Genomic DNA, 13,452 nt, shown 5'->3' on the forward strand with positions numbered 1-13,452 from the left:
GCGCCGCAGCGCCTGCCCTAATATGGGTCCGCAATGCCAAGCGAGGCAAGTATCTGCCGCTCGGTCTCTTCCATCAAATTCGCGTCGTCCTCGTCGATGTGGTCATAGCCCAGCAGGTGCAGGACTCCGTGAACCAGCAGGTGCATGACGTGATCGTGAACGGTCTTGCCCTGCTCGGCCGCTTCGCGCGCGCAGGTCTCCCAGGCAATCGCAATATCGCCCAGCGGGGCGGGATCTTCTGGCGTTCCGGGCTCCGGAACCTCCGGAGCCTCACCCGCATATTCGCTGCCGCGTTCTTCGGATGGCCAGCTCAGCACATTCGTGGGCCGGGGCTTGTCACGGAATTCGCCGTTCAGCCCGGCGATACGCGCATCGTCACATCCCATGACGACGAGACCGTAAAGGTCAGGCGACATCCCAAGATGCGACAATGTGGCGCAAGCCGCAGCCATCGCAGCCGTATCCAGCCCGAAGGCCGTCCAGCGGTCATCCTCGATTACGTTGTCGACGCATGTTTTCATGCGCGCCTCATAGGGCCAAGCCGGACAAACCGCAAATGCCTTTGATCATCTGTGGTCGTGGGAAAGCCCGATCCGGTGGCCCGGATCGGGAAGCTCAGCCCTGCGCCTCTTCGCGGTCATAGGCTTCGATGATCCGCGCCACCAGCGGGTGCCGCACCACATCCTTGGCGGTGAAGTAGTTGAAGCTGACGCCCTTCACCCCCTTCAGGATGCGTTCGGCATCCTGCAGGCCCGAGGCCACGCCGCGCGGCAGGTCGACCTGCGTGCGGTCGCCGGTGATGACCATGCGCGATCCTTCGCCCAGACGGGTGAGGAACATCTTCATCTGCATGGTGGTGGCGTTCTGCGCCTCGTCCAGCACTACGAAGGCGTTGGACAGCGTGCGTCCGCGCATGAAGGCCAGCGGCGCGATCTCGATCCGCTTCTCTTCCATCAGCTTCTGCACCTGCTTGGCCGGAAGAAAATCGTTCAGCGCGTCATAAAGCGGCTGCATATAGGGATCGACCTTTTCCTTCATGTCGCCCGGCAGGAAGCCAAGGCGTTCGCCCGCCTCCACCGCCGGACGCGACAGGATGATCTTTTCCACCGCCCCCGAGATGAACATGGTCACGCCGACCGCAACAGCGAGATAGGTCTTGCCGGTGCCCGCCGGGCCGATGCCGAAGCCAAGTTCGTTGGCGAACAGATTGGCCACATAGGCCTTCTGCGCCTCGGTGCGCGGCTCGATCGGTTTCTTGCGGGTCCGCAGCTCGATGGAACCCGCCCCGAACATCTCGATCTGTTCGGCCCCTTCGCGCGGCGTTTCGGGCATCGGACGGCCCATGCGGATCGCCCCCTCGATATCGCCCGCCGTCACCGCGCGCCCCGCCTCCAGCCGGGCGTAAAGCGCATGCAGCACGGCCGCCGCCTGCTCGCGCGCGCCCTTCTCCCCGATAACCGACAGGCGGTTCCCACGTCGGAGGATATGCACCCCCATCTCATGCTCGATCTGCGCAAGATTGCGATCATATTCACCGCACAGATCAATCAGCAGCCGATTGTCGGGAAATTCCAGCGTCGTTTCCACAACGTCTTCGGCACGGGGCGGGGGGGTCAGCGCGCTGATGCCCAAATCATCATCCTTTGCGGTTCGAGGGCTTCCTGACTCAGAATCTGCGCCTCGAAGGTTAAGGAAACAAGACAAAGCTGTTCAAACTTTCACCACCGGCGGCCGAAATTGCAGATGTTGCACATTTCCGCCACACCACCGCTAGGGCTTGTATGTCCTGCGATAAAAAATGTGGCATCCGGCAAAAGGAAAGGGCCGCGACATCGCGCGGCCCTTCCATATTCATATCCTGGCGCAGGCTGGTCAGTTACGGCCAGCGTAGGGCACATAGTCGCGCAGACCTGCATCCTTGGTCTGGTAATTGCGCAGCACGGTGCCTGGCGGATAGTGATTGTTGCAGATCGGCAGGCCCGAAACCGGATCGAAGCGGCGGCCCGAATAGCCTTCGACGCCATCGTCGATGATCCAGCCCTGACAGCCGTCGGGATCATAGGCAATCGCCCCGCCCCCCGGTGCCAGCGGAATATTGTCGCGACCGCGATCCTGATTGGTGGCGATCACCGTATCGGGGCTTTGCCGATAGGGGGTGAGGCCATCGACACAGCCAGCCAGCGTGGTGATGGCAAGAAGGGCGAAGCCCGGAACGAAAACTTTGGTCATCCTGATCACCACCGATAGCAAACGACTTCGACGCGGCGGTTCTTCTGCATGCCCGCCGCCGTGCTGTTCGACGCGATGGGCTGGCGTTCGCCGAACCCGATCTCGCGCTCCACCATGGCCCCGACCGAACGGGCCACATCGGCCACGGCCTTGGCGCGGCGCTGCGACAGCTTGATATTGTATTCATCCGAGGCGCGGCTGTCGGTATGGCCATAGACCGCATAGCCGAAGGCCCCGGCCTGCTGGAAGAACTGTTGCAGATAGCTGCGGCCCGAGGCGGTCAGCTTGGCGCTGTCGGTCGCGAACAGCGTGTCGGTGTTCTGCACCATACAGGTATTGCGCTTCAGACAGACGGGTTTGCCGGTCTTCGGGTTCACCCGGTCCAGCATGTAGCCTTCAAGGCCGCCATCGGCCCACCAGTGCATGCAACCATCGTCATCGACCCACACGCCCCACTGGATCTTGCCGGCAATCTCGGGCGCCTGTTGCGCCTGGGCAGCCCCGGCCAGTCCGACGGCGAGTGCAACTCCCCCAATGATCATCCGCACTGCTTTGGAAATCGGTTCCACGTCGCAGCTCCCCTAATTCACACAAGACTTTCTTTAGTATTAAGCCAGAAATGCCGTTACTCTATTCTTATGTAAAGCAAAATATATGGTGTGCCGGGATGATGGCACACCAATTGTTGCGTGGCACGCGTCAAGCCGGAACGAATCGTGATATTGGTGCCGCTGCGGAAACCGCCGGTCAGTCGCGCAGAGGCTCCCCCGCCAGCGAGTTGGGCGCAGAGCCGGTGATGCGCACCCGTACCAGTTGTCCGGGCTTGCCAAGGGAATCAGCCACATGCACCGCATGCAGGTGGTCGGACTTGCCCACCATCTGCCCCGGCAGACGGCCCGGCTTTTCATAAAGCACGCCCACCTCGCGGCCCACCATGGCCTTCTGCGCCGCGCGCTGCTGTTCGGTGATCAGCGCCTGAAGCGCCTGAAGCCGGGCATCAGAGACCTCGGCCGGAAGCTCCGGCTTCTCCGCTGCGGGCGTGCCGGGACGGGCGGAATATTTGAAGCTGAACGCCGCGCCAAAGCCGACCGCGCGGATCAGATCCATCGTCGCCTCAAAATCCGTATCGGTTTCGCCGGGGAAGCCCACGATGAAATCCGAACTCAGCAGAATGTCGGGACGCGCAGCCCGGATACGCTCGATCAGCCGCAGATATTGCTCGGCGGTATGCTTGCGGTTCATCGCCTTGAGGATGCGGTCGCTGCCCGATTGCACCGGCAGATGCAGGTAAGGCATCAGTTGGGGCACCTCGGCATGGGCGGCGATCAGGTCGTCATCCATGTCATTGGGGTGGCTGGTGGTATAGCGCAGCCGGTCCAGCCCGTCGATTGCCGCCATCTCGCGCAGAAGACGGCCAAGCCCCCAGGTGCCACCCTCGCCCGCACCGTGATAGCCGTTGACGTTCTGCCCCAGCAGGGTGATTTCGCGCACCCCGCGCGAGACCAGATCGCGCGCTTCGGCCAGAAGACGCGCCGCCGGGCGGCTGACCTCGGCGCCACGCGTATAGGGCACCACGCAGAAGGCACAGAATTTGTCACAGCCTTCCTGCACGGTCAGGAACGCCGTCGGCCCGCGCAGCGCCTTGCGCTGCGGCAGGTGGTCGAACTTGTCCTCTTCGGGGAAATCGGTATCGACAACCTTGCCCTTCGCCTCGACCATCTCGGGCAGGCGGTGATAGCTTTGGGGCCCGACCACCAGATCGACCAGCGGCATCCGCTTCAGGATCTCCTCGCCCTCGGCCTGCGCCACACAGCCCGCCACACCGATCTTCAGATCGGGTTTCGCCTGTTTCAGCGGACGCAGCCGCCCGAGGTCGGAATAAACCTTTTCCGCCGCCTTTTCGCGGATGTGGCAGGTGTTCAGCAACACCATATCCGCCTCTTCCGCCACCTCGGTCGTCACATAGCCCTTGGCGCCCAGCGCCTCGGCCATGCGCTCGCTGTCATAGACGTTCATCTGGCAGCCATAGGTCTTGATGAACAGCTTCTTCGGCGCCTCCGCCCCTTCGACGGTGGCAGTGGCGGAAATCTCGGTCGGCTGTTCGGTCATGGGCGGCCCCCTTCGGCTAGGCGGTTCTTCTAACGAAATCTGCCCTGCCACGCAACAAAGGGGCAAAGGCTTGCAAAGGCGGCGGTCTTCGCAGAATCTGCCGACAGTTTGCAGTGACAGCGGAAAGTGTGACGGAATGCGCTATGGCAGTCTGGCGGAATTCAGATCGACCGGCGACAAGGTGCTGGCCAAGGGGCCGGTGGCGCTGATCTTCGCCGAAGATACCGTCGAGCTGGACAGCACGTTGCGGCACCATCTGAACAGCGGTTTCCGGCAGGTTCTGCTGTTCGCGCATGAAGAAATGCCTCTGTCGGAGGATCTGGAAAACCGCATTCACCGCATCGACCACGATGTCCATGCCGATGATGCGGTGCCCGAAACCGTCAATGCGATCAACGATGCCGCACCGGCCGGAACCTGGCTGTATTACTGCTTCAATGCCGAATACCTGTTCTTCCCGTTCTGCGAAAGCCGCACTGTCCGCGACCTGCTGACCTTCCAGACGGAAGAGCGGCGCGACACGCTGCTGACCTATGTGATCGACCTCTATGCCGGCGATCTGAACCGCTATCCCAATGCGGTCTCGCTGGAGGATGCGCATCTGGACCGTTCAGGCTATTACGCGCTGGGACGCAAAGATCCCGACAAGAACTGGGAGACCAAGGAACGGCAGCTGGATTTCTTCGGCGGCCTGCGCTGGAGGTTCGAGGAATATGTAACCTGGACCAAGCGCAAGATCGACCGCGTCTCGCTGTTCCGCTCGCGGCCCGGCCTGAAACTGCGCTGGGATTTCACGTTCAATGACGAGGAATACAACACTTACGCCTGCCCGTGGCACCACAACCTGACCGCCGCAATCTGTTCGTTCCGAACTGCAAAAGCGCTGAAAACCAACCCCGGCTCACGCTTCTCGATCCACGATTTCCGCTGGCGCAACTCGACTGAGTTCCAGTGGCACAGCCAGCAACTGATGGATCTGGGGCTGATGGAACCGGGCCAGTGGTTCTGAAACGGCGCCTCTGACCTGTCACCTGCCGCCAAACTCGCCGCGATTGACGGGTTTCGGGCCGCATTCACCATTCAAGGCTGGCCGTCCGACTGCGGAAAATTGCCGAAACTGCGAGTCACCGCGTTTGCCCCCAGCCCGTCTGCGGCGGGTGCCTGGGCCCGCCACGCCGTGAACCAGCCTGAAAAAGAACAGCGTTCCGGGCGGTCGACTATTTCAGCGGCCTGCGAAAGCGGGGGCGGTAGCGCAAGGCGCAGCAGTTGCCCGACGCGTTCAAAGCGACAAGCCGCTGATGCAAGGCCAGTCTTCTGAAATGATCTGGCGGCGTGCCACCTGTCATCCCAGCAGCCAGGCCGCCAGCGCGGGCAGATCGGCGTAACGATCCAGCATCGCCTCCGGGGCCAGCCGCGCGATGGCCGGTCCTTCGGGGCCGAAGCTGACCAGAACGCAGGGCACACCGGCGGCGGTGGCGGTCTTGCGGTCGGTTTCGGTGTCGCCGATGAGGATTGACCGCCCGGGATCGCCGCCCGCGCCGCGCACGGCAGCCAGATAGGGTGCGGGATCAGGTTTGCGCACAGGCAGCGTATCGGCGCCGATCAGGCTGCCGAACAGGCCCCGCACCCCGAGCCGGGTCATCAGCGTCTCGGCCAGGCCTTCGGGCTTGTTGGTGCAGATCGCGGTGGCGTAACCGGCGGCGCGCAGCGCCTCCACCGCCTCGGCAGCACCGGGATAAAGCCGGGTGTGGGTGTCGATCCCCTCGGCATAGGCCGCAAGAAGCACCGGGTATTGCGCATCCACCGCCGCCTCATCCACGCCCCCGATGCGGGAAAATCCCAGCCGCAGCATCGCCCGCCCGCCGTGGAACGCGGTCAGCGCATCGGCCATCGGGTCCAGCAGATCCCCGTGACCAAGGCCGCGAAAGCAGGCATTCGCCGCCGCCACCAGATCGGCGGAGGTATCGGCCAGCGTACCATCCAGATCGAAGACCACCGTTTTCATCTGCCTGCCTCTCCTGAAACCTGTCGAAAGGATGTGTGAAGGCGCATGGCTTGCGCGCCCCGGCCATCGGGTTAAAACGGGCGCATCGCCAAGGAAAGAGGTCTCATGCCTGTCTCTCTCGTCATTCTTGCCGCGGGGCAAGGCACTCGGATGAATTCGGATCTGCCGAAGGTGCTGCACCGTGTTGCGGGTGCGCCGTTGTTGCATCATGCGATGCAGGCGGGTGCGGCGCTGTCGCCGGAGCGTGTGGTGGTGGTTGCCGGGCACGGGGCGGAGGCGGTCTCGAAGGCGGCGCGGGCCTGGGACGAGGCTTGCGGGATCGTGGTGCAGGCCGAGCAGCTGGGCACCGGGCATGCGGTGGCGCAGGCGGCTCCTGCCCTTGCGGGTGTATCGGGCGATTGCGTGGTTCTGTATGGCGACACGCCCTTCATCCGTCCCGAAACGCTGGAGGCGATGCTGGAGGCGCGCGCGCGGCATGCCGTGGTGGTGCTGGGTTTCGAGGCGCGCGATCCGGGGCGCTATGGCCGGCTGATCGCGCAGGGCGAGGCGCTGGAGCGGATCGTCGAGTTCAAGGATGCGACCGAGGCGCAGCGCGCGATCACGCTGTGCAATTCCGGCGTGATCTGCGCCGATACCGCGCTGCTCCTTGATCTGGTCGGCACGCTGGGCAATGACAATGCGGCAGGCGAATATTACCTGACCGATGTGGTGGAACTGGCCCGCCGGCGCGGGCTCTCTGCCGGGGTTGTCACCTGTGACGAGGCGGAGACGCTGGGCGTCAACACCCGCGCCCAGCTGGCCGAGGCAGAGGCCGCCTTTCAGGCCCGTGCCCGCGCCGAAGCGCTGGAAAACGGCGTGACGCTGACCGCGCCGGAAACGGTGTTCTTCGCGCTGGATACCGTGGTGGGGCGCGACGCGATCATCGGGCCGAATGTGGTCTTCGGCCCCGGTGTCACCATTGAAAGCGGCGCCGAGATCAGGGCCTTCTGCCATCTGGAAGGCTGCCATGTCAGCCGTGGCGCCGATGTCGGGCCGTTCGCGCGGCTGCGCCCTGGCGCCGAGCTGGCCGAGGATGTGCATGTCGGCAATTTCGTCGAGATCAAGAATGCCATTCTGGAAGAAGGCGTGAAGGTCGGTCACCTGACCTATCTGGGCGATGCCGATGTGGGCGAAGGCACCAATATCGGCGCGGGCACGGTGACCTGCAATTACGACGGGGTGATGAAGCATCGCACCCGCATCGGCAAGCGTGCCTTCATCGGGTCCGACACCATGCTGGTGGCGCCGGTCACGGTGGGGGACGGGGCGCTGACCGGCTCGGGCTCTGTCATCACGGCAGATGTGCCGGCAGGCGCGGTGGCGCTGGGACGCGCGCGTCAGGTGGTGAAGCCCGGGCTGGCCCAGAAACTGTTCGAGACCCTCCGCGCGCTCAAGGCCGCGCAGAACAAGGATTGATCGCATGTGTGGAATCGTTGGCGTTCTGGGCAGCCACGAGGTTGCTCCGTTGCTGGTCGAGGCGCTGAAACGGCTGGAATACCGCGGCTATGACAGCGCCGGGATCGCCACGGTGAACGAGGGCCGGCTGGACCGCCGCCGCGCCGTGGGCAAGCTGGTGAACCTGTCGGACCTGCTGGTGCATGAGCCGCTGGCGGGCAAGGCCGGCATCGGCCATACCCGCTGGGCCACCCATGGCGCGGCGACGGTGGCCAATGCCCATCCGCATCGCGCCGGCAATGTGGCGGTGGTGCATAACGGGATCATCGAGAATTTCCGCGAATTGCGGGCCGAGCTGACGGCGGCGGGCTACAGCTTCGAATCCGAGACCGATACCGAGACGGTGGCCCTGCTGATGCGGCACGAGCTGGCGCAGGGCGGCACCCCGGCCGAGGCCACTGCCCGGCTTCTGCCGCGCCTGCACGGCGCCTTTGCCCTGTGCTTCCTGTTCGAAGGCGAGGAGGATCTGATGATCTGCGCCCGCAAGGGCTCGCCGCTGGCCATCGGGCACGGCGATGGCGAGATGTTCGTGGGTTCGGATGCCATTGCCCTGGCACCGATGACCGACCGCATCACCTATCTGGAAGAAGGCGACTGGGCGGTGATCACCCGCACGGGGGCCGAGATCTTCGACGCCGGGAACCGCCGCGCCAACCGCGCCATGGCGCGCATCCAGGTGGATGCGACCCGGATCGAGAAGGCGGGCTACAAGCATTTCATGGCCAAGGAAATCGCCGAACAGCCGGTGGTGCTGGCCGATGCGCTGCGCCATTACCTGCGCGAGGACGGGCTGAACCTGCCCGCCGGGGTGGATTTCACCGGCGTGGACCGGCTGACGCTGGTCGCCTGCGGCACCGCGCATTACGCCTGCCATGTGGCGAAATACTGGTTCGAAAGCCTCGCGGGCCTGCCCTGCGACATCGATATCGCATCCGAGTTCCGCTATCGCGAGCCGCCTTTGTCGGACCGCGGCTGGGCGGTCTTCGTCAGCCAGTCGGGCGAAACCGCCGATACGCTGGCGGCGCTGCGCCATGTGCAGGACAAGGTGGCGCGGACGCTGGCGGTGGTGAATGTCACCACCTCCTCCATCGCGCGGGAATGCGACGTGACGCTGCCGATCATGGCCGGGGTCGAGGTCGGGGTCGCCTCGACCAAGGCCTTCACCTGCCAGCTGACGGTGCTGTTGACCCTGGCGCTGAAGGCCGCACAGGATCGCGGGCGTCTCGATGCCGCGCAGCTGGCCACCCGCCTGGCGGATCTGCGGCTGCTGCCGGGGCTGATGAACGCGGCCCTCGCGCTGGCGCCCGAGATCGAGGGGCTGGCGGAAGAGCTGGCCAAGGCGCAGGACGTGCTGTTCCTCGGCCGGGGGGCGATGTATCCGCTGGCGCTGGAAGGCGCGCTGAAGCTGAAGGAAATCAGCTATATCCATGCCGAGGGCTATGCCAGCGGCGAGCTGAAACACGGCCCCATCGCGCTGATCGACGCCAGCGTCCCGGTGCTGGTGCTGGCCCCCCGCGATGCGCTGTTCGAAAAGACCGTGTCGAACATGCAGGAAGTCATGGCCCGCCATGGCCGGGTGCTGCTGCTCTCCGACCAGCCCGGTATCGCCGAAGCCGGCGCAGATTGCTGGCGCTGCCTCACCCTGCCCCGCGTCCCCGACCTCCTCGCCCCCATCCTCTACGCCATCCCCGCCCAGCTCCTCGCATACCACACCGCAATCGCAAAAGGCACTGACGTCGACCAGCCCAGAAATCTGGCAAAATCCGTAACGGTGGAATGATGGCAAAGCAGTTCGACGGCTTCACCGAGGATCACCGCGCCTTCATCGCGGAACAGCCGCTGTTTTTCGTGGCGACAAGCGCACCGGGCGCGCGGCTGAACCTCAGCCCCAAGGGGATGGATTCGCTGCGGGTGACCGGGGCGAACCGCCTGCTCTGGCTCAATGTTACCGGCTCGGGGAACGAGACGGCGGCGCATCTGCCGCTGGACCCGCGTATGACGGTGATGTGGTGCAGCTTCGGCACCCGGCCGCTGATCCTGCGCGCCTACGGCACGGCGCGGGTGGTGCATCGCGGCGATGCCGACTGGCCCGCGCTGGCGGCTGAACTGCCGGATGTACCCGGCGCGCGGCAGGTGTTCGACATGGCGGTGGAGATGGTGCAAACCTCCTGCGGTTTTGCCGTGCCCTTCATGGAAGCCCCGCGCGAGCGCCCGGTGCTGCGCAACTGGGCCGAACAGAAGGGCGAGGCCGGTCTGGCCGCCTATTGGGATGAAAAGAACCGTAAATCCATCGACGGTTTGCCCACCGGTATCGGCGCCAATCTGGGCGAGGATTAACCGCCTGACAGAAGCGCGCGGATCTGGCCGTCCAGCGCTGCGATGGCCGGGTTCGGACAGGTGGCGACATAGCGGATTTCGCGGCCCGGCCCGGTGTAAAGGATGCTATCGGCGCCGTAATCCTCGCAAATCCCGGTCTTGAGCTGCGATTTCGGAATCGGATGGGCGAGGATGTGATCCCGCGCTGACGCGAAGGCACCGGGACGCAGTTGCTTCACCGTGCGCGTGCCCTTGTCCGAGAACGGGCCTGAAATCGCGGTCACCGCCCTGTCATCCGGGGTCAGCACAAGGCGGGTGGAGCCGGAAAATGCCCCGCCGCTGGAAAGCTCGATCCGCTCGCCATCGGCGGGTGGTTCGGGCGGCACACAGGCCGCAAGGGCAAGACAAAGCGAAGCTGCGGGCAGGTGGCGCATCGGACCCTCCGTCATTACGGGCAAAGCATCCGCCCGCCCTGCCCTGCCGTCAAGGGGCGCGACAAAACTCTGGCCTTCGCTGCCGTGGCTGCTAGATCGGAAGGACCAGACAGGAGCCGCCGATGATCGACACCGCCACCGCCCTTGCGCAACTGGAAGCCGCCGCCGACCCGGCAAAAGCGCCGGAGATGGCGGCCTACCACAAGGCCGCGCGGCATTATCTGGGCGTGACCGTGCCCGAGATCGACGCGCTGGCAAAGGCCTGGCGCGAGGAGGTGACGGCAGAGGAACGGCTGGCGCTGGCCGAAGGTCTGTGGCGGAGCAATGTGCATGAGGGGCGCGTTGCGGCGGCGAAGCTGCTGACGCAGGCGCGCATCCGACCCGATGACGCGGCCTGGGACATGATCTGTGGCTGGGTGCCAGAGTTTGACGCCTGGGCGATTGCCGATCACGCCTGCAAGGCGGGCGAAAAGCGGGTGATGGCCGATCTTTCGCGGCTCGACACGGTAGAAAGCTGGACCCAAAGCCCGCTGATGTGGCAGCGCCGTGCGGCTCTGGTCATCACCCTGCCCCTGACCAAGCTGAACTTCCCCAAACCGGCAGAGCTTGAGGCGCGTGAGCGTGTACTGGGCTGGGCGGCGGGTTATGTGCCGGACGGCGACTGGTTCATCCAGAAGGCCATCGCCTGGTGGCTGCGCGACCTGTCGAAACACGATGCGGGACGGGTCGAGGCGTTTCTGACCGAGCATGGCGCCGGGATGAAAGCCTTCGCCCGGAAAGAGGCGGCGAAGCATTTGCCCCGATAAGGCTCAGCCCAGCGTCCAGCGGGTCAGCACATCGGCGCCAACCGGGGTGGTTTCAATACGCCGCAGGCGTGGCGCTTCGGCCAGTGCGGTCAGGCCCAGCGGACCAAGCGCCGCGCGCCCCTCGGCCCCGATCAGCGCCCCGGCACCGAAATGCGCAAGTTCGTCCACCAGACCGGCACGGATCATGGCGGCAGCCAGATCAGCGCCGCCCTCACAAAAGATGCGGGTCAGGCCGCGCGCGGCCAGCGCCTGCATCGCGGCGCGCAGATCGGCGTGGCCGTCGGCCTCGGGCACCGCGATCAACTCGGCCCCCGTGGCGGCCCATGCACCGCGCGCGGCCTCCGGCGCGGCCTCGGTATGGATCAGCCAGACCGGCACTTGCCCCGCGCTGCGACCAAGACGACTGTCGGGGCTATGGCTCAGGCGGCTGTCGATCACAAGTCGCACCGGCTGCCGCACGGCGCCCATGTCGCGCACCGTCAGGTCGGGATCGTCGGCCCGCGCAGTGCCGGACCCCACCATCACCGCGTCATGGCGCATCCGCATGGCATGGACGGCACGCCGCGCCTCTGCCCCGGTGATCCAGCGGCTTTCACCCCTGGCCGTGGCGATACGCCCGTCCAGCGTGGTGGCGAGCTTCAGCGTGACGAAGGGCAGCCCCTGTTCAACCCGTTTCAGGAACCCGGCCTGAAGCGCGCGCGCCTCAGCCGCACAAACCCCTTCGGTCACCGCAATCCCCGCCGCGCGCAGCATGGCGTGCCCCCGCCCCGCCACACGCGGATCGGGATCGGTCAGTGCCGTCACCACGCGCGCCACGCCAGCGGCGTTCAGCGCCCCGGCACAGGGGGGGGTCTTGCCGTGATGGGCACAGGGTTCCAGCGTGACATAGGCCGTCGCGCCCCGCGCCGCCTCGCCTGCCTGATCCAGTGCCCGGCGTTCGGCGTGGGGGCGGCCGCCCGGCTGGGTCCAGCCGCGCCCCACTACACGGCCCCCACCGGGGCCGTTGGTCACGATCACACAACCCACCGCCGGATTGGGCCAGGTATTGCCCAGTCCCCGCGCTGCCAGCGCGAGGGCGGATCGCATGTAGGCCGCGTCGCTCACTCCTCGGTCTTTTCCTGCGCGGGACGCAGTTCCGAGACGAATTTGTCGAAATCGTCGGCGGCCTGGAAGTTCTTGTAAACGCTGGCAAACCGCACATAGGCGACCGTATCGATCCGCGCGAGGCTTTCCATCACGATCTCGCCGATGATGCGCGACGAGATGTCCGTCTCGCCCATGCTTTCCAGCCGACGCACGATGCCCGAGATCATCTGGTCGATGCGTTCGGGGTCGATGGGGCGCTTCTGCATGGCGATGCGAATGGACCGCTCCAGCTTGTCTCGGTCGAAATCCTCGCGCTTGCCCGAGGTCTTGATGACCACGAGGTCGCGAAGCTGCACACGTTCATAGGTGGTAAAGCGGCCGCCGCAAGCCGGGCAAAAGCGCCGTCGCCGGATCGAGACGTGATCCTCGGCGGGGCGGCTGTCCTTCACCTGGGTGTCGATATTGCCGCAGAATGGGCAGCGCATGGCCGTCCCCCTTGTCCTGTCTGTTCTGCCTCGTGATCCGGGGTTCACCTTGGCTTTGGGCCCCAGTTATCCACAGACCCTAGCGCAGAACCCCAGCCTTCGCCCAGAGGCAATTTTGCGACACTGCATCTTGATGCGTCAGACTGTGGCGCAACGGACTCAGCGAGTGCAGCGTGTGTAGCGTGACTGTAGCGTGACGGCAAATGTAGCGTGACGGCAAAAGCTGCAGAGTTTTACAGCAAATCCTGCAGCAGAACGATTTTTTGCCTCTACCGTCAAAGGGTGCTGCAAAGCCCCGGTTAACGCCAGCCCTCAAATCGCCAGGCCTGCCATCGCCGCGCCGACCTCCTCAAGTGTGGTCGCGGCGTCGATTGCGGCGATGGTGGTGAGGCGGAGGGCCTCCAGATCGGCGGCGGTGCTGCGCCAGAGGGTGGCGAGGTTGAGCCAGATCTGCGCGAGGCTTGCGCCATCGGGGGCGGTGATGCCCA

The 13,452-nt window shown here is 65.2% G+C and carries 14 protein-coding genes; 5 read left to right on the forward strand and 9 right to left on the reverse strand.

The genetic code is table 11. The features are described from left to right. Positions 1-17: 17 nt before the first annotated feature. The 5 genes from ybeY to miaB all read right to left on the reverse strand — a co-directional run bounded on the left by ybeY (position 18) and on the right by miaB (position 4,338). Positions 18-521 (reverse strand): rRNA maturation RNase YbeY, encoded by a 504-nt coding sequence (gene ybeY, locus IE126_RS12370; protein ID WP_189381154.1) that lies wholly within the window; start codon positions 519-521, stop codon positions 18-20. A gap of 94 nt (positions 522-615) precedes the next feature. Further along, positions 616-1,632: a PhoH family protein gene (locus IE126_RS12375; RefSeq protein ID WP_054302642.1), complete on the reverse strand. Its 1,017-nt coding sequence runs from the start codon at positions 1,630-1,632 to the stop codon at positions 616-618. Positions 1,633-1,872: 240 nt separating this feature from the next. Then, positions 1,873-2,229 carry a hypothetical protein gene (locus IE126_RS12380; protein ID WP_145693653.1) on the reverse strand — a complete coding sequence of 119 codons (357 nt, stop codon included), beginning with the start codon at positions 2,227-2,229 and terminating at the stop codon, positions 1,873-1,875. Between the two features lie 5 nt (positions 2,230-2,234). Next, entirely contained in the window at positions 2,235-2,798 is a 564-nt protein-coding gene (locus IE126_RS12385) for an OmpA family protein (protein WP_229825443.1), read from the reverse strand. Positions 2,799-2,976: 178 nt separating this feature from the next. Continuing rightward, a complete protein-coding gene (gene miaB, locus IE126_RS12390) occupies positions 2,977-4,338 on the reverse strand; it encodes a tRNA (N6-isopentenyl adenosine(37)-C2)-methylthiotransferase MiaB (RefSeq protein WP_189381155.1) in 1,362 nt (453 codons plus the stop codon). A gap of 136 nt (positions 4,339-4,474) precedes the next feature. Here miaB and IE126_RS12395 point away from each other — a divergent pair, with 136 nt between their 5' ends. Then, complete coding sequence (locus tag IE126_RS12395) at positions 4,475-5,347, forward strand: glycosyltransferase family 2 protein (protein WP_054302639.1); 873 nt, start codon at positions 4,475-4,477, stop codon at positions 5,345-5,347. A 333-nt stretch (positions 5,348-5,680) separates the two neighbouring features. Here the strand turns inward: IE126_RS12395 and IE126_RS12400 are convergent, their stop codons facing one another. Next, positions 5,681-6,343, reverse strand: a complete 663-nt coding sequence (locus tag IE126_RS12400; protein WP_189381156.1) for an HAD-IA family hydrolase — start codon at positions 6,341-6,343, stop codon at positions 5,681-5,683. Positions 6,344-6,448: 105 nt separating this feature from the next. On the opposite strand from IE126_RS12400, the gene glmU reads away from it, so the two are divergent. Genes glmU through IE126_RS12415 form a run of 3 tightly spaced genes read left to right on the forward strand, consistent with a single transcriptional unit; the run spans position 6,449 to position 10,174 of the window. Then, the gene (glmU, locus tag IE126_RS12405) at positions 6,449-7,798 is read left to right on the forward strand and encodes a bifunctional UDP-N-acetylglucosamine diphosphorylase/glucosamine-1-phosphate N-acetyltransferase GlmU (protein ID WP_189381157.1); all 1,350 of its coding nucleotides are present in this window, start codon (positions 6,449-6,451) and stop codon (positions 7,796-7,798) included. A 4-nt stretch (positions 7,799-7,802) separates the two neighbouring features. Beyond that, complete coding sequence (gene glmS / locus IE126_RS12410; protein WP_189381158.1) at positions 7,803-9,617, forward strand: glutamine--fructose-6-phosphate transaminase (isomerizing); 1,815 nt, start codon at positions 7,803-7,805, stop codon at positions 9,615-9,617. Next, positions 9,614-10,174 carry a pyridoxamine 5'-phosphate oxidase family protein gene (locus tag IE126_RS12415; RefSeq protein ID WP_308429976.1) on the forward strand — a complete coding sequence of 187 codons (561 nt, stop codon included), beginning with the start codon at positions 9,614-9,616 and terminating at the stop codon, positions 10,172-10,174. Before glmS ends, IE126_RS12415 begins: the two co-directional genes overlap by 4 nt. Here the strand turns inward: IE126_RS12415 and IE126_RS12420 are convergent. Then, on the reverse strand, positions 10,171-10,587 hold the full coding sequence (locus IE126_RS12420) for a hypothetical protein (RefSeq protein ID WP_189381159.1): 417 nt from the start codon (positions 10,585-10,587) through the stop codon (positions 10,171-10,173). The genes IE126_RS12415 and IE126_RS12420 overlap by 4 nt on opposite strands. Positions 10,588-10,709: 122 nt before the next feature. On the opposite strand from IE126_RS12420, the gene IE126_RS12425 reads away from it, so the two are divergent. Continuing rightward, entirely contained in the window at positions 10,710-11,393 is a 684-nt protein-coding gene (locus IE126_RS12425) for a DNA alkylation repair protein (RefSeq protein WP_189381160.1), read from the forward strand. 3 nt (positions 11,394-11,396) lie between these two features. Here IE126_RS12425 and ribD read toward each other — a convergent pair whose 3' ends face one another. Together ribD and nrdR are read right to left on the reverse strand one after the other, a co-directional pair. Further along, positions 11,397-12,479 (reverse strand): bifunctional diaminohydroxyphosphoribosylaminopyrimidine deaminase/5-amino-6-(5-phosphoribosylamino)uracil reductase RibD, encoded by a 1,083-nt coding sequence (gene ribD, locus IE126_RS12430; protein WP_189381169.1) that lies wholly within the window; start codon positions 12,477-12,479, stop codon positions 11,397-11,399. Between the two features lie 14 nt (positions 12,480-12,493). After that, on the reverse strand, positions 12,494-12,964 hold the full coding sequence (gene nrdR, locus IE126_RS12435; RefSeq protein WP_054302633.1) for a transcriptional regulator NrdR: 471 nt from the start codon (positions 12,962-12,964) through the stop codon (positions 12,494-12,496). Positions 12,965-13,452 lie beyond the last annotated feature (488 nt).

The sequence above is a fragment of the Gemmobacter nanjingensis genome, from assembly GCF_014652195.1.
Classification (GTDB): domain Bacteria; phylum Pseudomonadota; class Alphaproteobacteria; order Rhodobacterales; family Rhodobacteraceae; genus Gemmobacter; species Gemmobacter caeni.

What these genes read in the sequence shown, in the direction of transcription:
- ybeY (WP_189381154.1), bottom strand. Translation starts at nt 521, where the DNA reads ATGAAAACATGCGTCGACAACGTAATCGAGGATGACCGCTGGACGGCC.
- IE126_RS12380 (WP_145693653.1), bottom strand. Translation starts at nt 2,229, where the DNA reads ATGACCAAAGTTTTCGTTCCGGGCTTCGCCCTTCTTGCCATCACCACG.
- miaB (WP_189381155.1), bottom strand. Translation starts at nt 4,338, where the DNA reads ATGACCGAACAGCCGACCGAGATTTCCGCCACTGCCACCGTCGAAGGG.
- IE126_RS12395 (WP_054302639.1), top strand. Translation starts at nt 4,475, where the DNA reads ATGCGCTATGGCAGTCTGGCGGAATTCAGATCGACCGGCGACAAGGTG.
- IE126_RS12400 (WP_189381156.1), bottom strand. Translation starts at nt 6,343, where the DNA reads ATGAAAACGGTGGTCTTCGATCTGGATGGTACGCTGGCCGATACCTCC.
- glmU (WP_189381157.1), top strand. Translation starts at nt 6,449, where the DNA reads ATGCCTGTCTCTCTCGTCATTCTTGCCGCGGGGCAAGGCACTCGGATG.
- glmS (WP_189381158.1), top strand. Translation starts at nt 7,803, where the DNA reads ATGTGTGGAATCGTTGGCGTTCTGGGCAGCCACGAGGTTGCTCCGTTG.
- IE126_RS12415 (WP_308429976.1), top strand. Translation starts at nt 9,614, where the DNA reads ATGATGGCAAAGCAGTTCGACGGCTTCACCGAGGATCACCGCGCCTTC.
- IE126_RS12420 (WP_189381159.1), bottom strand. Translation starts at nt 10,587, where the DNA reads ATGCGCCACCTGCCCGCAGCTTCGCTTTGTCTTGCCCTTGCGGCCTGT.
- IE126_RS12425 (WP_189381160.1), top strand. Translation starts at nt 10,710, where the DNA reads ATGATCGACACCGCCACCGCCCTTGCGCAACTGGAAGCCGCCGCCGAC.
- ribD (WP_189381169.1), bottom strand. Translation starts at nt 12,479, where the DNA reads ATGCGATCCGCCCTCGCGCTGGCAGCGCGGGGACTGGGCAATACCTGG.
- nrdR (WP_054302633.1), bottom strand. Translation starts at nt 12,964, where the DNA reads ATGCGCTGCCCATTCTGCGGCAATATCGACACCCAGGTGAAGGACAGC.